The 21,990-nt window shown below is 62.1% G+C and carries 18 protein-coding genes and 5 pseudogenes; 7 read left to right on the plus strand and 16 right to left on the minus strand.

Annotated elements, in window-relative coordinates; all coding sequences use genetic code 11:
• Positions 1 to 91 precede the first annotated feature (91 nt).
• The 3 genes and pseudogenes from ACTG19_RS03350 to ACTG19_RS03360 form a co-directional block, all read left to right on the plus strand.
• A pseudogene (locus tag ACTG19_RS03350) lies at positions 92 to 196 on the plus strand (pirin family protein); the annotation flags it as partial.
• Between the two features lie 81 nt (positions 197 to 277).
• Positions 278 to 796 (plus strand): pirin-like C-terminal cupin domain-containing protein, encoded by a 519-nt coding sequence (locus ACTG19_RS03355; protein ID WP_439988736.1) that lies wholly within the window; start codon positions 278 to 280, stop codon positions 794 to 796.
• Positions 793 to 2,019 (plus strand): MFS transporter, encoded by a 1,227-nt coding sequence (locus ACTG19_RS03360; RefSeq protein ID WP_439988737.1) that lies wholly within the window; start codon positions 793 to 795, stop codon positions 2,017 to 2,019. Before ACTG19_RS03355 ends, ACTG19_RS03360 begins: the two co-directional genes overlap by 4 nt.
• 28 nt (positions 2,020 to 2,047) lie before the next feature.
• Here ACTG19_RS03360 and ACTG19_RS03365 read toward each other — a convergent pair whose 3' ends face one another.
• On the minus strand, positions 2,048 to 2,932 hold the full coding sequence (locus tag ACTG19_RS03365; RefSeq protein WP_113739931.1) for a LysR family transcriptional regulator: 885 nt from the start codon (positions 2,930 to 2,932) through the stop codon (positions 2,048 to 2,050).
• Between the two features lie 101 nt (positions 2,933 to 3,033).
• Here ACTG19_RS03365 and ACTG19_RS03370 point away from each other — a divergent pair.
• The 3 genes and pseudogenes from ACTG19_RS03370 (at position 3,034) to ACTG19_RS03380 (ending at position 6,374) form a co-directional block, all read left to right on the plus strand.
• A pseudogene (locus tag ACTG19_RS03370) lies at positions 3,034 to 3,671 on the plus strand (NAD(P)-dependent oxidoreductase).
• 354 nt (positions 3,672 to 4,025) lie between these two features.
• Positions 4,026 to 5,069, plus strand: coding sequence for an isopenicillin N synthase family dioxygenase (locus tag ACTG19_RS03375; RefSeq protein WP_069528370.1), 1,044 nt, complete (start codon positions 4,026 to 4,028; stop codon positions 5,067 to 5,069).
• Between the two features lie 141 nt (positions 5,070 to 5,210).
• The gene (locus ACTG19_RS03380; protein WP_439988738.1) at positions 5,211 to 6,374 is read left to right on the plus strand and encodes a trans-sulfuration enzyme family protein; all 1,164 of its coding nucleotides are present in this window, start codon (positions 5,211 to 5,213) and stop codon (positions 6,372 to 6,374) included.
• Between the two features lie 110 nt (positions 6,375 to 6,484).
• Here ACTG19_RS03380 and ACTG19_RS03385 read toward each other — a convergent pair whose 3' ends face one another.
• From ACTG19_RS03385 to ACTG19_RS03395, 3 genes are all read right to left on the minus strand, one after another.
• Positions 6,485 to 8,146 (minus strand): AMP-binding protein, encoded by a 1,662-nt coding sequence (locus tag ACTG19_RS03385; RefSeq protein WP_439988739.1) that lies wholly within the window; start codon positions 8,144 to 8,146, stop codon positions 6,485 to 6,487.
• 98 nt (positions 8,147 to 8,244) lie between these two features.
• The gene (locus ACTG19_RS03390) at positions 8,245 to 8,523 is read right to left on the minus strand and encodes a YfcL family protein (protein ID WP_005333639.1); all 279 of its coding nucleotides are present in this window, start codon (positions 8,521 to 8,523) and stop codon (positions 8,245 to 8,247) included.
• 99 nt (positions 8,524 to 8,622) lie between these two features.
• The gene (locus ACTG19_RS03395) at positions 8,623 to 9,738 is read right to left on the minus strand and encodes an ATP-NAD kinase family protein (protein WP_257687624.1); all 1,116 of its coding nucleotides are present in this window, start codon (positions 9,736 to 9,738) and stop codon (positions 8,623 to 8,625) included.
• A gap of 120 nt (positions 9,739 to 9,858) precedes the next feature.
• Here ACTG19_RS03395 and ACTG19_RS03400 point away from each other — a divergent pair, with 120 nt between their 5' ends.
• Positions 9,859 to 10,596 (plus strand): TerC family protein, encoded by a 738-nt coding sequence (locus ACTG19_RS03400; protein WP_005333641.1) that lies wholly within the window; start codon positions 9,859 to 9,861, stop codon positions 10,594 to 10,596.
• A 95-nt stretch (positions 10,597 to 10,691) separates the two neighbouring features.
• On the opposite strand, the gene ACTG19_RS03405 is transcribed toward ACTG19_RS03400, so the two are convergent.
• From ACTG19_RS03405 to ACTG19_RS03460, 12 genes and pseudogenes are all read right to left on the minus strand, one after another.
• The gene (locus ACTG19_RS03405) at positions 10,692 to 11,180 is read right to left on the minus strand and encodes an OmpA family protein (protein ID WP_113739925.1); all 489 of its coding nucleotides are present in this window, start codon (positions 11,178 to 11,180) and stop codon (positions 10,692 to 10,694) included.
• 35 nt (positions 11,181 to 11,215) lie between these two features.
• Entirely contained in the window at positions 11,216 to 12,445 is a 1,230-nt protein-coding gene (locus ACTG19_RS03410) for a diguanylate cyclase domain-containing protein (RefSeq protein WP_058056947.1), read from the minus strand.
• Positions 12,442 to 12,998, minus strand: a pseudogene (locus tag ACTG19_RS03415) (YfiR family protein). Before ACTG19_RS03415 ends, ACTG19_RS03410 begins: the two are co-directional and overlap by 4 nt.
• 189 nt (positions 12,999 to 13,187) lie before the next feature.
• A complete protein-coding gene (gene tyrR, locus ACTG19_RS03420) occupies positions 13,188 to 14,735 on the minus strand; it encodes a transcriptional regulator TyrR (RefSeq protein ID WP_005333656.1) in 1,548 nt (515 codons plus the stop codon).
• A gap of 148 nt (positions 14,736 to 14,883) precedes the next feature.
• Positions 14,884 to 15,027 (minus strand): annotated as a pseudogene (locus ACTG19_RS03425) (4a-hydroxytetrahydrobiopterin dehydratase); the annotation flags it as partial.
• 5 nt (positions 15,028 to 15,032) lie between these two features.
• Positions 15,033 to 15,371 (minus strand): 4a-hydroxytetrahydrobiopterin dehydratase, encoded by a 339-nt coding sequence (locus ACTG19_RS03430; RefSeq protein WP_216978931.1) that lies wholly within the window; start codon positions 15,369 to 15,371, stop codon positions 15,033 to 15,035.
• Between the two features lie 63 nt (positions 15,372 to 15,434).
• Positions 15,435 to 16,229 carry a phenylalanine 4-monooxygenase gene (gene phhA / locus ACTG19_RS03435; RefSeq protein ID WP_439988740.1) on the minus strand — a complete coding sequence of 265 codons (795 nt, stop codon included), beginning with the start codon at positions 16,227 to 16,229 and terminating at the stop codon, positions 15,435 to 15,437.
• A gap of 153 nt (positions 16,230 to 16,382) precedes the next feature.
• Positions 16,383 to 17,813 (minus strand): gamma-aminobutyraldehyde dehydrogenase, encoded by a 1,431-nt coding sequence (locus tag ACTG19_RS03440; RefSeq protein WP_439988741.1) that lies wholly within the window; start codon positions 17,811 to 17,813, stop codon positions 16,383 to 16,385.
• 29 nt (positions 17,814 to 17,842) lie between these two features.
• Positions 17,843 to 18,670 carry an ABC transporter permease gene (locus ACTG19_RS03445; RefSeq protein ID WP_047436690.1) on the minus strand — a complete coding sequence of 276 codons (828 nt, stop codon included), beginning with the start codon at positions 18,668 to 18,670 and terminating at the stop codon, positions 17,843 to 17,845.
• Positions 18,671 to 18,705: 35 nt separating this feature from the next.
• Positions 18,706 to 19,673, minus strand: a pseudogene (locus tag ACTG19_RS03450) (ABC transporter permease).
• Positions 19,670 to 20,683 carry an ABC transporter ATP-binding protein gene (locus ACTG19_RS03455; RefSeq protein WP_047436685.1) on the minus strand — a complete coding sequence of 338 codons (1,014 nt, stop codon included), beginning with the start codon at positions 20,681 to 20,683 and terminating at the stop codon, positions 19,670 to 19,672. The pseudogene ACTG19_RS03450 and the gene ACTG19_RS03455 overlap by 4 nt, the downstream one beginning before the upstream one ends.
• A gap of 143 nt (positions 20,684 to 20,826) precedes the next feature.
• Complete coding sequence (locus ACTG19_RS03460; RefSeq protein WP_227342656.1) at positions 20,827 to 21,972, minus strand: ABC transporter substrate-binding protein; 1,146 nt, start codon at positions 21,970 to 21,972, stop codon at positions 20,827 to 20,829.
• Positions 21,973 to 21,990 lie beyond the last annotated feature (18 nt).

Consider the following 21,990-nt stretch of genomic DNA (forward strand, 5'->3'; position numbering starts at 1 on the left):
TGATAGACCCCGTGGTGATGGTGGATCACTTCCAGATGACCGCCCCACCTTCGAGCCCCATCCCCACGCCGGGATCTCTGCCGTCACCTATCTGTTCGAGGATTCGACGAGCCCCCACGTCAACTACGACTCTCTCGGCAATCAGGGCCCCATCGAACCGGGCGCGCTCCACTGGCTGGCGGCCGGGCGCGGGGCCGTACATACCGAGCAGCCGGAAGGGGCATCCCCCTATGTCCACGCCCTGCAGATCTTCGTCAACCTGCCTGCCCGTCAAAAGATGATGTCGCCTTTTGCCGTCCACGCAGCCGCTGCCACCATCCCCGAGTTTCATGGCGAAGGGGTGCGAGTACGGGTGGTCGCAGGCCACAGCAACGGGATAACGGCACCACACTCGGGAGCACTGCCCCAACCCTTTACCCTGCTCGATGGCCATTGCGCGCCCGGCAGCCGCTTCACCCATCTGCTGACGGCAGGCTGGAATGCGATGATCTATCCCCTGACCGGATCGCTGACCCTGCAGGCGGAGGGAGAGCGGCACCTCATCCCGGCAGGTCACGGGATGGGTGTCTGCCTCCCTGCCGATGGCGGCGAGGCGGAGGCTCTGCAGCTTGAGGCCACCGAGCCCTGCCACTTCGTGCTGCTCTCAGGCCAGGCGCTCAATGAACCCCTGGTCAAACATGGCCCCTTCGTCATGAACAGCCACGACGCCATTGCGGATCGGCTGCATGCCTATCAGCGCGGCGAATTTGGTCAGCTCAACGATGAGTGGCTGCGCAACGGCCAATATCGGCCATGAGCACGCTCATTAGCCACCAGCCACAAAGCACGCGCTGGCCTCTGGTCTTCCTCGCCATTTTTGCCGGTGCCAGCGGCGCCCTCTGCCTTGGCAAAGTGCCCGCCGTACTCGGCATACTGCGCAGCGAGCTGGGGTTGACTCTGGTCGAAGCCAGCTATCTCGCCTCAGCTTTCAATACGCTGGCGATCCTCTGCAGCCTCTTTCTCGGCCTGTTGCTGACCCGCTGGAGTGGGCGGCAAACCGGGGTTGTCGGGCTGCTGGTTATCGTCACAGGCGGGGCGTTGGCACTACCCGCCACCGGGCTGGCCATGATGCTGCTGTCGCGCATTGTCGAGGGGATTGGCTTTTTGCTGGTCTCGGTGGCTATGCCCGCCTTTATCGTGGCGGTGAGCCGGGAGGAGGATAAGCGACTGGCCTTGAGCCTGTGGGCGGTCAACCTGCCTCTCGGGGCGGCGGCGGGTATGCTGCTCACCCCCTGGCTCACGGCGCAAGGTGGCTGGCGACTGGCCTGGCTGATCCTGATGTTCCCGCAACTCTCTGCCCTGCTGCTTCTGCTCGCCAGTCGCTCGGCAGATAAACTGCGGGTCTGGGCACCCCAAAACTCGATCAACTCGGGCCACCCGCTGCGCCAGCTCACGGTGCTCCGGCAGAAGGCACTCTGGCGCTACGGGTTGGCGTTCACGCTCTACAGCCTGATGCTCTGGGCGCTCTTTGTCTGGCTGCCAACCATGTTGCAAGGCAGCCCCGGGATTGGCCAAAGCCAGATCGCCCTGCTTTCGGCGCTGGCGGTGGTCGCCAATATTCCCGGCAACCTGATGGGGGCATGGCTGCTGCGCCGGGGCGTAGCGCGAGACCGGCTCATCAGCTGGGCACTGGGTCTGATGGCGCTGTGCGGCATGCTCGCCTTCTGGCCCGGCCTGTCGCCGTGGTGGGCCTATGGATTGTGCCTCGTCCTCTCCCTTTCGGGTGGCATGGCGCCGCCAGCGATCCTCTCGTCTGCGCAGGGAGTGAGTCAGGGGCCGGTGCAACTGGCCATCGTGCAGGGCTTTTTTGTCCAGCTCGCCAACCTCGGTCAGCTGCTGGGGCCCTTGCTGCTGGCGGCCCTGATGACGGACAGCGGCCATTGGGGAAGCGCTCGCTGGCTCTTTCTGGGCGGCTTGCTGCTGACAATCGGGCTCTATCTGTGGCGCCGCCCGCTCGTTGGCGGGCAAGAGCCCAGCTGACAGCTAGGCCAAGCCGTATTGATATATGTCAGGAGGTGCCAGCAAAGTAGCTGCGCAGCGCCTCCACCACCCGCCGCACCTTCTCCGGGATCTCCCGCTGCGGCGTGATGGCGTGGATCTCCATCGGTGCCACCCGAAAACCGGGCAGCAGTTCGAGCAGACGCCCCTGCGCCAGATCCTCGCCAATTTCTCCCTCCGGTTGCAGCGAGATCCCCTGCCCCGCCAGCGCAAACTGGCGCAAGGGCAACACGTTATTGCAGAGCACCTTGGCCTTGAACCTCACCCTGTGTTCGCCCCCCTTTTCATCCTGCAGCAGCAAACCGTTGCCCAGCATGTCGCCACAGAGCCAGTCGTGGGTGGCCAGATCGGCGGGCATGCGCGGCGTCCCCTTGCGCGCCAGATAGGCGGGGGCGGCGCAGAGCAGCATCCGGGTTTGCCCCAGTTTGCGGGCCACCAGAGTCGAGTCGGGCAAGGTGCCGACCCGCAATGCCACGTCGATCCGCTCGGCAATCAGATCCCGTTTCTCGTCGTCGGCGATGATCTGGATGGTGAGGCCGGGGTGGGCCTGCAGCAGCGGCGAGAGGGCCAGTGCCAACGGCTGGCCCGCCATCCCCACCGGGGCGGTGATCCGCACTTCACCGAGCAGGGCGTCGCGCACCTCCGAGAGGCGCAACTCGGTCTCGCTCAGGGTCTGCTGCAACGCCCGGCACCCTTGCCACACCACCTCTCCCGCCTCGGTCAGACTGAGGCGACGGGTGGAGCGATGGAGCAGGGGCAGCCCGAGCAGGCTCTCCAGCTGGCTGATATGCTGACTGACGGCGGAGGGGGTCATGCCAAGGGATTTGGCCGCCCCTGTCATGCTGCCCGCTTCCACCACTGCGGCGAAGATGGCGTAACGTCTGAGCTGTTCCATTATTAAACCCAACTTATAAGTGAATGCATTTTTGAGGTGATTATTAAATCATAAATGGCGGCGTAGGATAGCCCCATTCCAACAGTGAAGGAGAGTTCCCCATGAAGATTGCCCTGATCGGTGCCAGCGGTTTTGTCGGTTCAGCCATCCTGAACGAGGCCATCAGCCGCGGCCATCACGTCACCGCCATCGTCCGCGATGTCAGCAAGGTGGCCGCCCATCCGCAGGTCACCGCCGTGGCGGTGGATGCCCAAAACCCGCAGGCATTGGCCGAAGTGCTCAAGGGGCACGATCGGGTGATCAGCGCCTACAACCCGGGCTGGACCACACCGGATATCTACGACCAGTACCTCAAGGGCGCCAACGCGATCGTCGCAGCAGCCAAAGCGGCCAACAGCTGGCTGCTGGTAGTAGGTGGCGCCGGCAGTCTGGAGGTTGCCCCCGGCGTGCAACTGGTGGATACCCCGGAGTTCCCGGCCGAGTGGAAACAGGGGGCACTGGCGGCCCGCGACGGTCTCACCGCCCTGCGCCGTGAAACCACCTCGACTGGCGCTTTGTCTCTCCCCCGGTGTTCCTCGAACCGGGCGAGAAGCGCGGCGGCTATCGGATTGGTGGCGATCAGGTGCTGTTCAGCGGCGAACAGCCTGCCGGGATCACCGCCGGAGATCTGGCCGATGGCGTGCTGAACGAGGTGGAAAAACCAGCTCACCAGCGCCAGCGCTTTACTCTGGGTTACTGAGAGCCAGCAGGCGGTTAAGGCCAGAATACGCGGTCACTCGCCTGTGCTTTCGGTCAGGTGAAAAACCGCTCAACCAGAAGGGAGGCATCCGCCTCCCTTCTGTTTTGGCCATTTTCTGTTTTGGTCATTTTTGCCACTGGCAGCTTGCCTCTGGTTATCACTCTCCCCCTCACCATTGCCCCTTTACCCCACAATGGCTGCGCAAAAAACCTTCAGCCCATCAGTTGCCGAATTCCATTTCGAATTTTGTATATAACTAAGAATAATTTGTTGTTTCCGTCTTCTAACACCGAACAGTAGCATCCCCCTTATTCCAGATGGCGCCAGAGATAACGAAAGAGTGAGGAGGTGCACATGGAACATTCACCACTGCCGATCATCAATCTGGCTGCCCTCAACGGGGCGCCCGAGGTGCGTCGCCCTATGCTGGCTAGGCTGGCCGCGACCGCCCGCGATGTGGGCTTTTTCTATCTGGTCGGCCACGGCTTGAGCAAGGTTGAGATGCTAGAGACCCTGGCGCTGGCAGAGCGATTCTTTGCTCTGCCGGAGCAGGAGAAGTTGGCAGTGCAGATGGTCAACAGCCCCCACTTTCGCGGCTACAACCGGGTCGGTGCCGAGCTGACCCGCCAGCGGCCGGATCTGCGAGAGCAGTTCGATATCATGAATGAGGCGCAAGCCCTGCCTGCGGTCTTGATCCGTGAACCCTGGCAGCGGCTGATCGGCCCCAACCAGTGGCCGACCGCCCTGCCCGAGATGAAAGGCCATCTGCTGGCATGGCAGGAGCGGCTGAGCGATATCACCCTCACCCTGCTCGCGGCCTTCGCCGAGGTGCTGGAGCAACCGGCCAACGTGTTTGACGACAGTATTCGCGGCGCCCCCTACCAGCACATGAAGCTGATTCACTACCCGGGGCAAGAGGCGGGTGGCAGCAGTCAGGGGGTCGGCGCCCACAAGGATCCCGGCTACCTGACGCTGGTGATGCAGGACAATCACTCTGGGCTTGAGGTCGAGACGGCCGACGGCTGGATCTCCGCGCCACCCCTGCCGGGAGCGCTGGTGGTCAATATCGGCGAGCTGCTGGAGCTGGCCTCCAACGGCTATCTCAAGGCGACCCTGCATCGGGTGGTGAGCCCGCCGCCCGGCGTCTCGCGCCTCTCCTGCGCCTTCTTTATGGCGGCGCGGCTCGATGCCACCGTGCCACTGCTCAGCCTCTCCCCCAAGCTGGCAGCGCAGGCGCAAGGGCCAGAGAGTGACCCGACCAACCCGCTCTTTAATCAGGTGGGGGAGAACGTGCTGAAAGGGCGGCTGCGCTCCCACCCGGATGTGGCGGCCCGTCACTATGGGCCGTTGGAGCCCGCTCGCCTCCCGCGCACTGAAAGCGAAGCGATACCGGCCTGAGCAGCGCAGAGATCCGCCGGCGGGTATATGCATAAGCCACAAGCAGCATGGATATACCCGCCCTGACAACGAACAACAAGCAACAAGCAACAAGCAACAAAACAAGTCATGGCCAGAGCCTGGCCATCACGGAGCAACACGATGAAATTCAAGACCATGAGCGTACACAGTGGCCAGCGGATCGACCCCCAGACCGGAGCCCTCACCACCCCGCTCTACCAGAGCAGCACCTTCAGCTACTTCAACGCTCAAGCGGGCAAGGAGCGCTTTGCAGGTCAAGCCCCCGGCTTTATCTACAGCCGCTTTGGCAACCCCACCACCGCCGAGCTGGAGCAGAAACTGGCGGCGCTGGAAGGGGCTGACGAAGCGCTGGTGGTGGCGAGCGGCATGGCGGCGGTGAGCGCCATCATGTATGCCCTGGCCGACAGCGGCGATGAGGTGGCCTATATCGGCCCGCTCTACGGCGGCACCGATGCCTTCTTGAAGCAGACCTTCAGCCGCGCCGGTATCAAGGTCACCGCCTACGAGAGTGACCGGGATCTGCTGGCCAACATCCGCCCCGCCACCAAGGTGGTACTGTTCGAAACCCTGACCAACCCCACCCTCAAGGTGGTGGATCCGCGACTGGTGGTGGAAGCGGCCCGCAAGGTGGGCGCCATCACGGTGTGTGACAACACCTTCCTTACCCCCTACCTGCTGCGCCCGCTGGAGCTCGGGGTCGATGTAGTGATGCACAGCGGCACCAAATATCTGGGCGGCCACGGCGACATCATCGCCGGGGTGGTGGCAGGCTCCCACGCCCTGATGAAGTCGATCCGCACCGTGGCCCTCAAGCATATCGGCTCCCCCATCGGCCCGCAGGAGGCCTACCTGCTGCAGCGCGGGGTCAAGACCCTGCCGCTGCGGATGGATGCCCACCTGCACAATGCCCAGAAAGTGGCCGAGTTTCTGGCGGCACATCCGGCGGTGAAGAAGGTGATCTACCCGGGGCTTGCCAATCATCCGGGCCACGATGCTCTCAGCGCCTTCGCCAGCGGCTTTGGCGGCATGGTGAGTATTGAACTTGAAGGCGGGTTTGAGCGCTGCGCCACCCTGCTCGATAACCTGCAACTGTTCGTGCAGGCGGTGAGTCTGGGGGATCTCGAGAGTCTCGCTTGCCATCCGGCCAGTACCACCCACGCCGCCATGGACGAGGGGAGCCGCCTCGCCGCCGGGGTCAACGACGACCTCATCCGCTTCAGCATCGGGGTGGAAGATGCGGACGATCTGATCGCCGATCTGGCTGCCGCGCTGGCGCAGATCTAACCGGGCGCGCTTTTACTCGCCGACAAAACAGCGGCGAGTGAAATGCCTCAAACACAACAACGGCCCATCAAGGGCCGTTGTTGTTTGTCGCGATGTGGAAAATGCGGGATTTACTCCTCCCACACCACCACTTGCGATGAGGGCCAGCGCTCCCCGACATGGGCGTACTTTTGCTCCAGCAGGTGACGCTTGATCTTCATGGTGGGGGTCAGCACGCCGTTCTCGATATTCCAGGGAGTCTTCACCACCAGAATGCCGCGAATTTTGGCATGAGATTCCAGCTGATCGTTGACCCGTACCCGCGCCGCTTCCAGTCTGGCGTTGACCTCCTCCCGATTGCCCTTCATGGCACTCTCGGCCAGTTGCACCAGCGCAATGGGCTGGGGCATACCGTAACCAATCACGCAGAGCTGTTCGATGATGGGCTCCTGCCCCAGCAGTCCCTCGATGGGCACCGGCGCCACATACTTGCCCTTGGCGGTCTTGAACACATCCTTCATCCGGCCGGTGATGGTGAGATAACCCTCCTTGTCCAGCTTGCCCATGTCGCCGGTGTGGAGCCACCCCTCGGCATCGATGGCCTCGGCGCTGTGCTCGGGATCCTTGTAGTAACCCAGCATCATCCCTTCGCAGCGGCAGAGGATCTCCCCCTCGTCGGAGATCTTGATGGTCACTCCGATCCCCGCCTTGCCGACGGTGCCGATCTTGTCGGCGCGGAACGGGTAGTTGATGGTGGAGTAGGCGTGGTTCTCGGTCATACCCCAGGCTTCAGTCACCTTGAGGCCGATGCTCAGATACCACTCAAGCAGCGCAGGGGAGACAGGCGCAGAACCGCAGCCCAACACCCGGGCCTGATCCAGTCCCAACCCCTTTTGCAGCTTGCGTTTGATAAGGCCGGAGATAAGCGGGATCTTGAGCAGCAGTTCGAGTTTCTTCTGGGGCAGCTTCTCGTGGATCTTGATGCGGAACATGGCCCACAGCCGTGGTACCGAGATAAAGACGGTGGGACGGCAGCGTTTGACATCTTCGATAAAGGTATCGAGGGATTCGGGGAAGGCGATGGTTGCGCCGCCATAGAGACTGCCGCCGTAGATGTAGACCCGCTCGGTAATGTGGGCCAGCGGCAGGTAGGAGAAGCCCCGATCGGCCTGGCTCAGGCTCACCGTCTCCACCAGCTTCTCGCACGACCAGGCGTAACGCTCGACGCTCAGCATCGCCCCTTTCGGCTTGCCGGTGCTGCCGGAGGTGTAGACCAGACTCAGCAGGGAGTCAGGGGCCTGCACCGGGCTGTCAGGGATCGGCTCATGCGCCTCCAGCAGATCGTCCCACTGGTGGCTGGCCGGCATGGTGTCATAGGGGAAGGCGATGCGCAGCAGATCGGCGGGTACGCCCGCCTCCTGACTCTTCCAGTCATCCAGCTTGCCGACGAAGATCGCCTTGGCTTCGCTGTGGCGCAGCACATATTCGATGGTGTCGACGTTGGCTGTCGGGTAGATGGGCACGCTCACATACTGCCCCATCTGCATCGCCAGATCGGCGATAAACCACTGGGCGCAATTCTTGGAGAGCAGCGCCACCTTGTCACCCGCCACCAGACCAAGGTGACGCAAGGCCGTCACCATCCGCCGCGCTTCATCGGCCACTTCACCCCAGGTGAAATCGACATATTCGCGGTTGATGGTTTGACGCAGGTAGGTTCGATCAGGACACTGCCGCTCCCAGTGATAGAGCATCTCGAGCGGCAGTTTATTGGCAATACTTGAGGAGGCCATAGTTTAATCCCTGAAACAAAAGGCGAAACTTATTATTAACCTTTCACTAACTTCAGGGGAAGGATAAACTCAAACTTCAGTTTGAATTGTGTATCCGATCAAGCTTCTGCGTCTTGTTGCAAACGACTCCACATCGCCTGCACCAGTTTTTCATCCTCTTCAGAAAGCTCACCTTGCAAGATCGCCTCGTTGAGGCTGCGCAGCACATAGCTCTTGACGTCCCGCACCAGGGTCTTGCCTTCCAGCTCTGCCCGGGCAACGGCCAATGAGATATGACCTCGCAGGTAACCCCCCGCAAACAGCTCATCGTCGGTCGCGGTAGCAACCATGCTGTCGATCAGTCCCAACAACTTGTGCTCAAAATCGTGAATCGTCATGTAACGCAGCCTCATTTGCGGCAAAAAATTCGGGGGTATGGAACCGCAATCCGGTTGATTGCAGCTCTCTGGCGCCAGGCCAGCAGCGTCCTTGGCGTCCTATTCCGGGTTGGCCACCGGGTAGATGACCTGATCCTTGTATCCCGTGGTTATTCGCAGATAACCACGCAACGCCCGGTTTAATTCGGGATCATCGGTGTCCACCAGCAGCGGCCTGCCCGCAAGGGCGGCAAGCTTGGCTTTGGTTGCCAGCACCTGGATATTGTCCAGCCCGACACACCGAATCACCTCAGGACTCAATTGCTGATTTCCGCGCCCGAACAGATGTCCCTGTCCGCCTATCAGGGTAATGATCAGTCGGCAGCGACGGCCGCGGATCCGGGTCAGGATCTCGTCGGCGCTGAGATCCTGCCCGATAAGTCGGCCATTTTCCACCAGATCCACACCGAGCAAAGTATTTTCCAGACCGAGCTCAGCCATACAGGCTGCCACCGTGCTGCCGGAGCCCATCAGATAGAGGGTATCGGGCTCCATCTGCTCCACCACACCGGCGGCGAGATCCGCCAGCACCAGCTCTTCGGACTCCTTGCCCCCCTGCTTGACCGCCTGCACATAACGCAGATCACCGGGCACCTTCAGCTGGCCGTAGTGGCGGGCCCGCACCTTGCCCGCGCGAAACGCCTCCTCGTCGATGTCGCGCACCTCGGCATCGATCAGGCTGAGCAGTTCCCCTGCGATCATCCGCGCCACCACCCGCCCGCTGGCAGCGGGCGTCACCCCGTAGACGCCGGAGTGGATCTTGCACCCCGCGGGAATGCCGAGCACATGGCAGGACTCCCCCACCGCGGCGCAGATATCCCGCGCCGTGCCATCACCACCGGCAAACAGCAGCAGATCGACCCCGGCTTCGCGCATCAACTCGGCGGCGTGGCGGGTATCATCGGCCGAGGTGCTCTCCCCGGCCGGTTGATAGATGACCCGACAGGGCAACCCCAGCTCGCGGGCTACCGTCTCCCCCATCTCTCCCGCCACCGTCAGCAGTTCGAACGGGACATTCAGCTCGCACAGTGGCAACAGAGCTTGCAGCGCCCGCTCCTGCGCTTTGGGCACAGCGCCTCGGGCCAGCGCCTCGGCAACTACACCGTCACTGCCCTTGAGCCCCACTGCACCGCCAATCCCGGCGACCGGATTAATAATGAACCCTAATCGAAACATGCCTGCCTCCCTTGCGATGGCCACCATTTTTATCTTTTCCCCCCTCTGGGACAAGCAGTGGCGCCCCTGCTAGAATGCGCTGCTTCAATTTTCCAACCAATTTTCAACCAAGGTTCAATCATGCTGGAATGGGTTCTTGATCCCTCTGCCTGGGTCGCACTCGCCACCCTTACCCTGCTCGAGATCGTGCTGGGCATCGACAACATCATCTTTATCTCCATCCTGGTCGGTCGCCTGCCGGAGGCGCAGCGTCAAAAAGCGCGCATTCTGGGTCTGGGGCTCGCCATGGGTACCCGGATCCTGCTGCTGCTCTCGCTGGCCTGGGTGATGCGTCTCACCGACCCGCTCTTCACCGTGCTGGGTGAAGCCATCTCCGGCCGCGATCTGATCCTGCTGCTGGGGGGCCTGTTCCTCATCGGCAAGAGTGCCCACGAGATCCACGTCACCCTGGAAGGGGCGGCCGAGCCGGAAAGCGTCAGCAAAGCGGCCTCGGGCTTTATCAGCACCCTGATCCAGATCGCCATCCTCGATATCGTGTTCAGCCTCGACTCGGTGATCACCGCGGTCGGCATGGCCGATCACGTGCCGGTGATGGTGCTGGCCATCATGATTGCCGTCTTCATCATGATGTTTGCCGCCAAATCCATCGGTGATTTCGTCGACAGCCACCCCACCATCAAGATGCTGGCCCTCTCCTTCCTCACCCTGGTGGGTTTCGCCCTGATGGCCGAGGGGATGGATCTGCATATTCCGAAGGGCTACATCTACTTCGCCATGGCCTTCTCGCTGGTGGTGGAGATGATCAACATCCGCCTGCGCAGCCATCACGACAATAACGGGCAAAATAGCGCGCAGTAATCCTGCCCCACATGCCCCCGCGACCCCAGCTGTCGCGATCAAAAAGAGCGCCGATCGGGCGCTCTTTTTTTATGGGTAACGAAACGATGAAAGGGTTATTGATCGCTGATGACGATGGCAACCCGGCGGTTGGCGGCCCGGCCCTCTCTGGTCTTGTTATCTGCCAGCGGCATGGTCTCGCCACGGCCATGGATCTCCAGATTGGCCGGCTTCATGCCGACCGAGACCAGCACATCGGCCACTGACTGGGCCCGCTTCAGGGAGAGCTGCTGGTTGTAGCTGCTCTCGCCGGTATTATCGGTGTGGCCATCCACCCGCGCCTTGTCCAACCCTACGCCAAGCAGTGTTTTACCCAGTTTTTCAACGGATTGGCGAGTCTGGGGATTGAGCGCCCCCACGTTGTTGGCAAACAGCACCCGGTTGGCCAGATCCAGCGTCCACCCCTCATCGGTCAGATAAAAGCCCTGCTCCTTGAGCACGGCGATCTGCTCCGGGGTCAACCCCTTGGGGGCACTCTGGCAACCGGCCAGCAGTGACAACACCAACCCCAGCAGGGTCACTTTCAACAGGTGGGTGATCTTCATGGTTTGCTCCTTGTTTATGTTGTTATTCTTGCCCGTCAGGCGATGGTTTGCTGTTCGCTGCGGCGCGCCCGTTTCGCCAGATACATGGCTGCATCGGCCTGATCACACAGCACGCTGGCACTCATGCCCGCCTGATAGACGGCGAAGCCGACACTCACCTCTGCCACCAGCTGACGACCGTCACGCAGCGCCACCGGTTCGCTCATCGCCTGCTGGATGCGGCCAATCACCTCTTCCACCTCATGCTGTCGCTGGAGTGGGCCAACCAGCACCGCAAACTCGTCACCACCGAGGCGAAACACCAGATCATCCGGACGCAGCTGATGCTGCACCCGTCTTGAGAGCGCGATCAGCACATCGTCACCGGCGTTGTGCCCCAGCGTGTCATTAATTTGCTTGAAGCGATCGCAGTCGAGATAGAGCAGCGCAAACCCCTCTTGCTCGCCGAGGGAGATGGCCTGCGCGAGCCGCGCTTCAAACAGGGCGCGATTGGGCAGTCCGGTGAGGGCATCGTGAGTCGCCTGATGGAGCAGGCTGGCATTTTCGCGGGCCTGCTGGGCCTGCCAGGCTTGCAGCTCGTCCAGCAGGGAGTTGAAGTCATCCCCCAGCTCGTTAATCTCGACGATATCGGCCGGTGGTGCCCGCATCCCCAGGGTGCGCTGTCGGCGTACCGAGTGGGCGACAAGTGCCAGTTTGCGCAGCGGTGCGGTGATGGAGACCTGCATCCGGTCAGCCACATAGAGTGCCACCATGGCGCTCAGCATCAGGCAAACCACCATCACCAGCAGCGCCGAGAGCAAAAACAGCAGCAGGTATTCACCGTGGCCGCGCAGTTCGATGGTGGCGATCTGCTCACCACCCCGCAGCATGGGGAGTTTGACTGGCCCCGGCATCAGCAGTTGGGCCAGATAGTCTTCGAGCGTCACCAGCGGGTTGCTTCTGGGGCGCTCCCAACTGGCAAGCAGCTGACCATTGGTCAGCACGATAGTGGCTTCGGCCACCTCTTCCTTGGCAACGATGCCACTGAGCGCCTCGCTCGCCGCCTCCTCATCGTGGAACACCACCGCCGCCTCGGCGCTGTAGCTGATGGCGCGGGCTACCAGCTCCAGATTGTGGTCGGCGTAAAAACGCACTACCAGCAGGGCCACCAGAGTAAAAAAGAGTCCTGCCACGCTGACGGCTGTAATGGCGGCCACCAGATGGGTTCGCCCCAGGCTCTGACGCAGGGTCAGACGGCGGGGAGCCGCGCTCACCTGTCGTCTCATGGGACCCCCTTGTCGGCATGGGCCAGTTGAGCACGGCGGGATGCACCCGCACGCCGCTCAGGGCCAAGGCATCGAGGTTCACTTTAAACCGCACTCGCACGCTGTCCGGCGAGGTCTGCAGGCAGAACACCGAGCTGGTGGAACAGTCGTGGTTGTATTCGCTGATGCTGAGCACTGGGTGTCCCTGCAGGCGGGCAAACAGCGCAATCCGGGTCGGCTCGTCGAGCACTCCCAGATAGAGCACATCGCAGTGATCGCTGATGGCCGGATCGCTCGCCTCGTAACGATGGACCTGCACGGTACGGCCATTGGCCTGACGATCGATGGTAAAGAGGGCACCGGCATATTCGGTCGGTGCCGCCACGCACATACGCAGCACCGCAGGCTCGGTGGGCCAGCGGGTGTAACTCATGATATCGAGCACCAGCTCCCTGACCGCCGTCGCCCGGCTCTCTGCGGCCGTTTCCGCCAGCGCGCGGGGCAACAGCAGGCCAAACGCAACCAACAGGATCGCCAGACGGGCAGTTAAACGAGGGGAAAAGAGTAACAGCATGATCGGGAGGTGGTCGCCTTGACAATACCGCTGCTATGGCATTGCGGTTCGGGTAGATGAACCCAGATAGTAAGTTGGCTGACACAGGCCTGACAAGTCTCACCCCGCCATCATCTACCGAGTTCGTGTAAAGAAAACGGAGAGCCCGTCTGGTAACGGGCTCTCTGGTAGCAGGCAGCAAGGTGGAAATCACTTCTTGCTGATGCCGTATTCCCGCAGCTTGTTGGCGATGGCGGTATGCGACACGCCCAGGCGTTTGGCCAGCTGGCGCGTCGACGGGAAGGCGGGATAGAGCCGGGCCAGCAGCTGGCTCTCGAAGCGCTTCACCGCATCGTCGAGGTTTCCCTCAAACCACTCGTCGATCAGCGGCATGGTATCGGCCGCCACCGGCAGGTCGATCTGCTCGGGCCCCAGTTCATCACCTTCCAGCAGGGTCATGGCACGGTAGAGACAGTTGCGCAGCTGACGCACGTTGCCCGGCCAGCGATAGGCGGTCAGGTAGTCTGCCATGTTGCGGGTAAAGCGCGGACGGGGTCGCTGCAACTCGCTGGCAAAGCGGGAGACAAACTGCTGGGCCAGCACCATGATGTCCGCCTTGCGCTCGCGCAGGGGGGGCAGCGCCAGACTGAGCACGTTGAGGCGATAGTAGAGATCCTCGCGGAAGGTTCCTTCGTGCACCAGATCCAGCAACTGCTTCTGGGTAGTGCAGATGAAACGCACGTTGACCTTCACCTCCTGCTCGTCACCGACCCGGCGGAACACCCCATCCTGCAGCACCCGTAAAAACTTGGTCTGCAGATGGGGAGACATGTCGCCGATCTCGTCCAGCATCAGGGTGCCGCCGCTCGCCAGCTCCAGCACGCCGCGCTTGCCCTCGGTGTTGTTGCCAAATGCGCCGGGGGCATAACCAAACAGCTCGCTCTCGGCCACGTTATCGGGCATGGCGGCGCAGTTGAGGGCCATAAAGGGGTGGCTGGAGCGCAGGCTGGCCCCGTGACAGGCACGGGCCAGCAGCTCCTTGCCGGTGCCGGTCTCGCCGACGATCAGCAGCGGCGCGTCCTGCATCGCCAGTTTGCGCGCTTGCGACAGCACCTCTTTCATCTTGGGACTCTCGGCCTGCAGATGCTCGAAGCCCCCCACTTCCACCGCATGAAGCGCGCTGAAGTGCAGACCGACCCGACGGGCAGATTTGAGCACCACCACGGCCCCGGCCAGCGCCTGCTTGCCGCGGGCTTCTGCCACGAACAGCGGCATCAGATCTGCCAGATACTCTTCGCCATTGAAACTGAGCTTGCAGGTCTGCGGCTTGATCTCGCTCGCCTCCAGCCAGCGGGTGAAGGAGAAACCCTTGACCAGCGAACCGAGCGCCACCCCGCGCACCTCCTCCACCGGCAAGCCGAGGGTGGTGAGGGCAGACTGGTTGGCCTGGGTCACCTTGCCCTTGCTGTCGAGGGAGAAGACCAGATCCGGCAGCGCCTTGAGCAGCGCCTCGATCTCGTGATGCTCTCGCTCGGAAGGCATGTAGGGGATGGTCTTGACGTCGTAGACGCCGGGAATGCGGCGGATCTCCGGCATCAGGTGCTGAAAATCACTGAACTCCAGCTCGGGAAAGTTGAGATAGATGATGCCTGAGGTATCGATTTCGATGCCGCGCAGATCGATATTGTGCTCCACCAGGCGGTCGAGCAGTTCCCGGGTCAGGCCCAGGCGGTCTTCACAGCTGACTTCAAGACGCATTCGGGACACACTTCCTAGCTAACTCTATGAATGAGCGGATAATACAGTCTCGATCCCCCCAGTGCGAGCGCCAGCCCATAAAAATGCGGGCCCGCCCCGCTTTCGCAGGCAGGCCCGGGTCAACCGATGACGCTGGTGTGGGGTGCGATTACCGGAGCAACTGATCGGTGCGCGCCGCCATGATGAAGTCGTTGCGATGCAAGCCGCCGATCTTATGCATCCACCAGCTGACGGTCACCTCCCCCATTCGGTCAGAAATGCAGGAAGGGGGATACTCCGCCTCAACCTGTTCTCAGATTATCTGGGCAATTGGTCTGTACGCGCAGCCATGATGAAGTCGTTGCGATGCAAACCGCCGATCTTGTGGGTCCACCAGCTGACGGTCACCTTGCCCCACTCGGTCAGGATGGCCGGATGATGGAACTCTGCCTCCGCCAGCTCGCCCAGGCGGTTGGTAAACGCCAGCGCCTCCTTGAAGTTGCGAAACGTAAATTCCCGCCGCAGTTGCAGCGCCCCCCCCTCCACCAGCGGCTGCCAGTCGGGAATAAGCTGCATCAGCTCACGCAGCTCCTCATCGCTCACCTTGGGGGCATCGGCGCGACACGCTTCACACTGTTGGCTGGCCAGTTCGGACATGGGTTACTCCTGCTTGAATTAATGAAAAATTAATGAAAATGAAATAGGGTTGTTTGCTTTTGGTCAGCTCGCCTGTTTGCCAGCGGGAACCTCAAAACGTGGCGGATAGAGGCCAAGCCGACTGGCCTCGGCCAGAGCAGCCATGATCTCCTCCCCAGTTAGTTGGTAGAGATGCTCGAGACTCGGCAGCACAAAATAGGTGGGCTGCATGATGTCGATGCGATACGGGGTGCGCAGCACGGTCAACAGATCGAAAGGTTGCAGCAGCGGCTGGCCGGAGAGGGCATAGGCGGTCTCACCGATGGAGGAGAGAATGCCGCCACCGTAGATACGCAGCCCGTCGGGCGTTGCCAAGAGGCCAAACTCCACGGTGAACCAGTAGAGCCGCGCCAGAAAAACCCGCTGCTCCTTGCTCGCCTGCTGCCCCAACTGACCGTATAGGTGGGTGAAGTGGGCAAAGGCCGGATTAGTCAGCATGGCGCAGTGGCCAAAGATCTCGTGAAAGATATCGGGCTCTTGCAGGTAGTCGAGCTCGTCCCGGCGCCGGATAAAGGTCGCTACCGGAAACTGGCGGTTGGCCAGCAGGGCGAAGAAGCGATCGAACGAGATAAGCGCAGGCACCGCCGCCACCGACCAGCCGGTAGCGGGCTGCAAGACAGCGTTGATCTCGGCCAGCTGGGGGATGCGATCACGGGGCAGCCCAAGCCTGTCGAGACCGGCCAGATACTCATCACACCCCTTGCCATCGAGAGCGGCGAACTGACGTTCGATCAGGATCTGCCAGGTGCCGTGCTCTTCGGCCGAGTAGTGGATCACCCCGTCAGCATCCGGCTGGTGGGCGGTGTAGAAGGTTGCCATAGCGGTTCCATCCTCTGGCGCCACATCAAGGCGCCTTGCCGTTTCATCACGATTTCACTGTAACGAAATGGCAACAAAAAAAGCAGCCGACCCATGAGTCGGCTGCCTGAAACAGTTGTAAATAAATTGTGACAACCCGCTAACCAATCCCCACTACAGCTTGACCATGATATGGCGCGGCACCGTGTAATCCTCCAGCGCATAGAGGGAGAGATCCTTGCCGTAGCCCGACATCTTCATGCCGCCGTGGGGCATCTCGGAGGTGAGCATGAAGTGGGTGTTGATCCAGGTGCAGCCATATTGCAGGTGGCTGGCCACCTTGCTGGCGAGGCTCAGATCCTTGGTCCAGACCGACGAGGCGAGGCCATAGTCCGAGTCGTTGGCCCACTGCACCACCTGCTCGGCATCGTTGAAACGGGTCACCGACACCACGGGGCCAAACACCTCGCGGCGCACGATCTCATCCTCCTGCCGGGCCCCGACAATCAGGGTCGGCTCGAAGAAGAAGCCGTTGCCTGGGCGGATCTTGCCCCCCGCCGTCACCTCCACATGACCGCTGCTCTGGGCCCGCTCGACAAAGCTGGCAACCCGGTTGCGCTGTCTGTCCGAGATAAGCGGCCCCATCTCCACCCCCTCCTCGTACTGGCTTCCCACCTTGATGGAGGCCACCGCATCGGTCATGGCGGCGACGAACTTGTCGTAGATCTTGCCCTGGGCATAGATACGGCAGGCGGCGGTGCAATCTTGCCCTGCATTGTAAAAACCGAAGGTGCGAATGCCTGCCACCACCGCCTCCAGATCCGCATCGTCGAAGATGATCACCGGCGCCTTGCCCCCCAGCTCAAGGTGGGTGCGCTTCATGGTGCGGGCGGCACTCTGCAGGATCTTCTGGCCGGTGGCGATATCGCCGGTGAGCGATACCATCCGCACCAGCGGGTGCTCCACCAGCGGCGCCCCCACACTCTCGCCCCGCCCGCAGATGACGTTGATAACGCCGCGGGGAAAGATCTCGCTGGCCAGCTCCGCCAAACGCAGCGCGGTGAGCGGGGTCTGTTCGGAGGGTTTGAGCACCACCGTATTGCCCGCCGCCAGCACCGGCGCCATCTTCCAGGCCGCCATCATCAGCGGGTAGTTCCAGGGGGCGATACTGCCCACAACACCTATGGGGTCGCGGCGGATCATGCTGGTGTGCCCCTCGAGATACTCCCCCGCCAGCGGCCCTTGCAGGCAGCGGGCCGCCCCGGCAAAGAAGCGGAAGCAGTCCACCACCGCGGGCAGCTCGTCGTTGAGCACTGCCAGATAGGGTTTGCCGCAGTTGAGGGATTCGAGCGCCGCAAACTCCTCGGCGTGGCGCTCGACGAGATCCGCCAGACGCAGCAGCATGTTGCTGCGGCTTGCCGGGGTGGTGCGGCTCCACTGGGCGAAGGCGCGCTGGGCACCGTTCACCGCCCGGTTCACCTGTTCGAACGAGGCTTCGGGTACGGCGGCGATCTGCTCGCCGTTGGCCGGGTTGAGAATGGGTTCGGCCTGCCCATCGCCGGTCACAAACTGGCCATCAATCAAGAGTTGGGTAGAGAGTTTCATGGTTGCATCCTTGCGCACGCGTTGAGTCATCATTTGCCACTGCCAGCGACATCATGGGTGTCGCGAGTGAGGTAGTAGGCAAGCAAAATAGGGATAGTGGTGAAGGCCACTATGATGAGGGCCACCACGTTGGTGACCGGCCTGTCTCGGGGACGGATCAGCTCCTGATACATCCAGATGGGCAGCGTGGTCTGCTGGCCCGCCGTGAAGGTAGTGACAATCACTTCGTCAAAGCTCAGGGCAAAGGCCAGCATGCCCCCCGCCAGCAGCGCCGTGGCCAGATTGGGCAGGATCACGTAGCGCAGGGTCTGGAAGCCGTCGGCCCCGAGATCCATCGACGCCTCGATGAGGCTCTGGTTGGTGCGGCGAAAACGGGCCAGCGCATTGTTGTAGACCACCACCACACAGAAGGTGGCGTGGCCGATAACGATGGTCCAGAAGCTGAACGGGATCTCCATCAGGCCGTAGGCCGAGCGCAGCGCGATACCGGTGACGATACCGGGCAGCGCGATGGGCAGCACCAGCAAGAGCGACACCACCTCCTGACCGAAGAAGCGGCTGCGGGCAATGGCCCCTGCTGCCAAGGTGCCGAGGATCATGGCCGCCAGTGTCGCCAGCCCTGCGACCTCCAGTGACAGCTGGATGGCACGCCACACATCGGGGCGATTGAGGGTTACCTCGAACCATTTGAGAGTGAGTCCGGGGGGCGGAAACTGGTAACTCTTGCTCTCGCTGGTGAAGGCGTAGAGGAAGATAAACAGAATGGGAAAGTGCAGGAACAAGAGCCCGCCGATGGCGGCGTACTTGAGCAGGCCCGAAGGGCGCTGTCCCTGACTGCTCACTGAGCTAGCTGACATGACGGCCTCCTTGCTGCCGGTTCAGAGCGAGATGGTCAAAGCGCATCAAAAGCCCCCAGTCGTTTCGCAATCGCCAGATAGATGGCGATGATAAGGATCGGCACCAGCGAGAAGGCGGCGGCAAAGGGCAAGTTGCCCGCCGTCCCCTGCTGCATGTAGACCACCTGACCGATATACATGGTCGAGTTGCCAATGATGCCGGGGATGATGTAATCACCGAGGGTCAGCGAGAAGGTGAAGATGGAGCCCGCCACCACACCGGGCAACGCCAGCGGCAGGATCAGGTTGCGAAAGGTCTGGCGGGTGTCGCCCCCAGATCGCTGCTCGCCTCCAAGAGGGATCGCGGTATACGCTCCACCGCCGCCTGAATGGGCAGGATCATGAAGGGCAGCCAGACATAGACGAACACGATAAAGGTGCCGAGCCGCGAGAAGGAGAGCGACGGGCCACCGATCACCGGCAGGGAGAGGATGGCATCGAGCAGCCACTCCAACCCCATGCTGTCCGCCAGCCAGCTCACTACCCCCTCCTTGGCCAAGATCAGCTTCCAGGCGTAGACCCGCACCAGATAGCTGGACCAGAGCGGCAGCATGATCCCCACATAGAACAGCGCCCGGGTCTTGCCACTGGTGTAGCGTGCCATGTAGTAGGCAACCGGAAAACCGAGCAGGGCGCAGGCCAGAGTCACCAGCAGCGACATGCCGACGGTGCGGCCGATCACATCCAGATTCTCCGGTCGCAGCAGGGCGACGAAGTTTTGCAGCCCCAGCTCGTGGCGCACCTGACCGCTGAACTCGTCCAGCCCGAACAGGGAGTTGGAAAGCAGCATCAGCAAGGAGCCGACATAGATGATGCCGAGCCACAGCAGCGGCGGCCCCAGCAGGATCGCCAGCAGCAGGCCGGGCCGACCATAGAGCAGGGTCGAGAGGCGCCGCAGCGGCCTGAAACGGGCAGGTTCGGGCTGATGGTTCATGGCAAGACTCGCACTGTGAGGGGCACTCATGGCTGCGCCCCCTGATGGGCGCCGCTCAGGCGATGGATGGCCTGCTCCGGCCAGCTGAGGCTGACCCTGCTGCCACGGGCCAGACGGGCCTGCCCCTCATTGGGGTGGTTGACGATGATCTCGAGCTGCTCCCCGAGATCAACCCGATAACGGACGAAGGGACCCAGATACTCCACCTCGCGGATCTCTCCCGACCAGCCCGGCACACCCGCCTCAGCGAGCCGGATCCGCTCCGGGCGCACCATCATCTGGCTGCCGTCGCCGCACAGCCGTCTGGCCTGCTCCCCTTCGAACAGATTGACGGTGCCAACGAAGCGGGCCACAAACGGCGTCGCCGGAGCGTCGTAGATGGTATCGGGGGCGGCAATCTGCTCGATCTTGCCCTGACTGAAGATGCAGATCCGGTCGCTCATTGAGAGCGCCTCCTGCTGATCGTGGGTGACGAAGATAAAGGTGATGCCCAACTGGCGTTGCAACGCCTTGAGCTCAAGCTGCATCTGCTCGCGCAACTTGAGATCGAGGGCCCCCAGCGGCTCGTCCAGCAGCAGGATGCGTGGCTGGTTGATAAGCGCCCGGGCGATGGCGATGCGCTGGCGCTGGCCGCCGGAGAGCTGGCTTGGGCGGCGCTTGCCGACCCCAGGCAGTCGCACCAGCTCCAGCATCTCGTCCACCTTGCGGTAACGCTGTGCCTTGGCGACCCCCTTGAGCATCAGGCCATAGCCGATGTTGTCGCGCACATCCATGTTGGGAAACAGGGCATAGTCCTGAAACACGGTGTTGAGGTTGCGATCATAGGGGGGCACGGTGGAGCAGGGTTCGCCAAACAGGCGGATCTCCCCATCGCTCGGGTACTCGAAGCCCGCGATCATCCGCAGGCAAGTGGTCTTGCCGGAACCGCTCGGCCCCAGCAGGGTAAAGAATTCCCCGGAGGGGATCTGGAAAGAGATGTCATCGACCGCCTTCACCTCGCCATAATGGCGACTGACCCGGTCAAATTGTACGGCGTTCATGGGGCGTCCTTGTCTGTACTGGGATGGGCCGGACTCCTGTCCGGCCCGCTTGATTATCCGGTTTTGGCAGTCATGCAGAGGAGGCGCAGCTCCCCTGCCGTTGGCAAGGTGGCAGTGGTTCCGACCACCTTGCTCACGCCGCCTCAGCGACCGCCCAGAATGGCGATATAGTCGGAAACCCAGCGGTAATAGGGCACGCAAGTTCCCTGGCTCTTGCACTGGGAGACCGGAGTGCGCCAGAAGCGAACCCGATCGAAGTTGTCGATACCGTTGGTTTTGCACCCGGTCGGGCCCAGCAGGGCATTGCCCTCACAGGCGGCAGGCACCACAGGCACCGAGCCAAACCAGGCGGCGAGATCCCCCTGCAGCTTGTTGCTCAGGGAGTGTTCCAGCCACTTGTAAGCGCAGGTGAGGTTCCTGGCATCGCTGTGCACCATGCTGGTATCGGCCCAACCGGTGACGCCCTCCTTAGGCACAGTGGTGGCGATGGGTTGCTTGTCGGCAATCAGGGCATTGGCCTGGAACGGCCAGGAGCCTGACGCGACCACCCCTTCGTTCTTGAAGTCATCGATTTGAACGAAAGCATCATGCCAGTAGCGTCCCACCAGCTGGCGCTGCTTGCGCAGCAGATCGAGGGAGGCCTTGTACTGATCCTCGTTCAGCTCGTAAGGATCCTTGATGCCCAGGGCAGGCTGATGGGTCATTAGATAGAGGGCGGCATCGGCGATGTGGATCGGGCCGTCAAAGGCCTGCACTCGCCCCTTGTTGGACTTGCCATCCGCCAGGGTCTGTTCCTCGAATACCACGTTCCAGGAGTCCGGTGCCTTGGGGAACACCTTGGTGTTGTACATCAGGATATTGCCGCCCCACTGGTAGGGCACGCCGTAGTGCTTGCCATCCACAGTGTGCCAGGGGGCATTTTGCAGCCGGGGATCAATCTTGCTGTAGCTCGGGATGAGTGCCAGATTGAGCGCCTGCACCTTGCCACCGGCAATCAGACGCAGACTGGCATCGCCGGAGGCGGTCACCAGATCGAATCCCCCCTCGTTCATCAAGGCCACCATCTCGTCCGAGGTGGCCGCCGTCTTGACGCTCACCTTGCAGCCGGTCTCTTTCTCGAATCCGGTCACCCAGTCGTAGTTCTTGTCGGTCTCGCCACGTTCGACGTAGCCAGCCCAGGCCACGATATTGAGCTGGCCTTCACCCTTGCCGAGCTCGGTCGGGGCAGCCTGGGTCTGGCCTGCCAGCAGCGCCGGCACAAGAGCCAGCATCAGAGGGGTCAATTTCATCATGCACTCCTTGCATTG

The sequence above is a fragment of the Aeromonas sp. 3P genome, from assembly GCF_051919745.1.
GTDB classification, from domain to species: Bacteria; Pseudomonadota; Gammaproteobacteria; order Enterobacterales; family Aeromonadaceae; genus Aeromonas; species Aeromonas veronii.

Excerpts from the sequence above, each read along its gene's own strand:
- ACTG19_RS03460 (WP_227342656.1), bottom strand. The coding sequence starts at position 21,972 with ATGAAATTGACCCCTCTGATGCTGGCTCTTGTGCCGGCGCTGCTGGCA.
- ACTG19_RS03385 (WP_439988739.1), bottom strand. The coding sequence starts at position 8,146 with ATGGCCTCCTCAAGTATTGCCAATAAACTGCCGCTCGAGATGCTCTAT.
- ACTG19_RS03405 (WP_113739925.1), bottom strand. The coding sequence starts at position 11,180 with ATGAAGATCACCCACCTGTTGAAAGTGACCCTGCTGGGGTTGGTGTTG.
- ACTG19_RS03365 (WP_113739931.1), bottom strand. The coding sequence starts at position 2,932 with ATGGAACAGCTCAGACGTTACGCCATCTTCGCCGCAGTGGTGGAAGCG.
- ACTG19_RS03390 (WP_005333639.1), bottom strand. The coding sequence starts at position 8,523 with ATGACGATTCACGATTTTGAGCACAAGTTGTTGGGACTGATCGACAGC.
- ACTG19_RS03445 (WP_047436690.1), bottom strand. The coding sequence starts at position 18,670 with ATGTCAGCTAGCTCAGTGAGCAGTCAGGGACAGCGCCCTTCGGGCCTG.
- ACTG19_RS03360 (WP_439988737.1), top strand. The coding sequence starts at position 793 with ATGAGCACGCTCATTAGCCACCAGCCACAAAGCACGCGCTGGCCTCTG.
- phhA (WP_439988740.1), bottom strand. The coding sequence starts at position 16,229 with ATGGCAACCTTCTACACCGCCCACCAGCCGGATGCTGACGGGGTGATC.
- tyrR (WP_005333656.1), bottom strand. The coding sequence starts at position 14,735 with ATGCGTCTTGAAGTCAGCTGTGAAGACCGCCTGGGCCTGACCCGGGAA.
- ACTG19_RS03430 (WP_216978931.1), bottom strand. The coding sequence starts at position 15,371 with ATGTCCGAACTGGCCAGCCAACAGTGTGAAGCGTGTCGCGCCGATGCC.
- ACTG19_RS03380 (WP_439988738.1), top strand. The coding sequence starts at position 5,211 with ATGAAATTCAAGACCATGAGCGTACACAGTGGCCAGCGGATCGACCCC.
- ACTG19_RS03455 (WP_047436685.1), bottom strand. The coding sequence starts at position 20,683 with ATGAACGCCGTACAATTTGACCGGGTCAGTCGCCATTATGGCGAGGTG.
- ACTG19_RS03410 (WP_058056947.1), bottom strand. The coding sequence starts at position 12,445 with ATGAGACGACAGGTGAGCGCGGCTCCCCGCCGTCTGACCCTGCGTCAG.
- ACTG19_RS03400 (WP_005333641.1), top strand. The coding sequence starts at position 9,859 with ATGCTGGAATGGGTTCTTGATCCCTCTGCCTGGGTCGCACTCGCCACC.
- ACTG19_RS03440 (WP_439988741.1), bottom strand. The coding sequence starts at position 17,813 with ATGAAACTCTCTACCCAACTCTTGATTGATGGCCAGTTTGTGACCGGC.
- ACTG19_RS03375 (WP_069528370.1), top strand. The coding sequence starts at position 4,026 with ATGGAACATTCACCACTGCCGATCATCAATCTGGCTGCCCTCAACGGG.
- ACTG19_RS03395 (WP_257687624.1), bottom strand. The coding sequence starts at position 9,738 with ATGTTTCGATTAGGGTTCATTATTAATCCGGTCGCCGGGATTGGCGGT.
- ACTG19_RS03355 (WP_439988736.1), top strand. The coding sequence starts at position 278 with ATGATGTCGCCTTTTGCCGTCCACGCAGCCGCTGCCACCATCCCCGAG.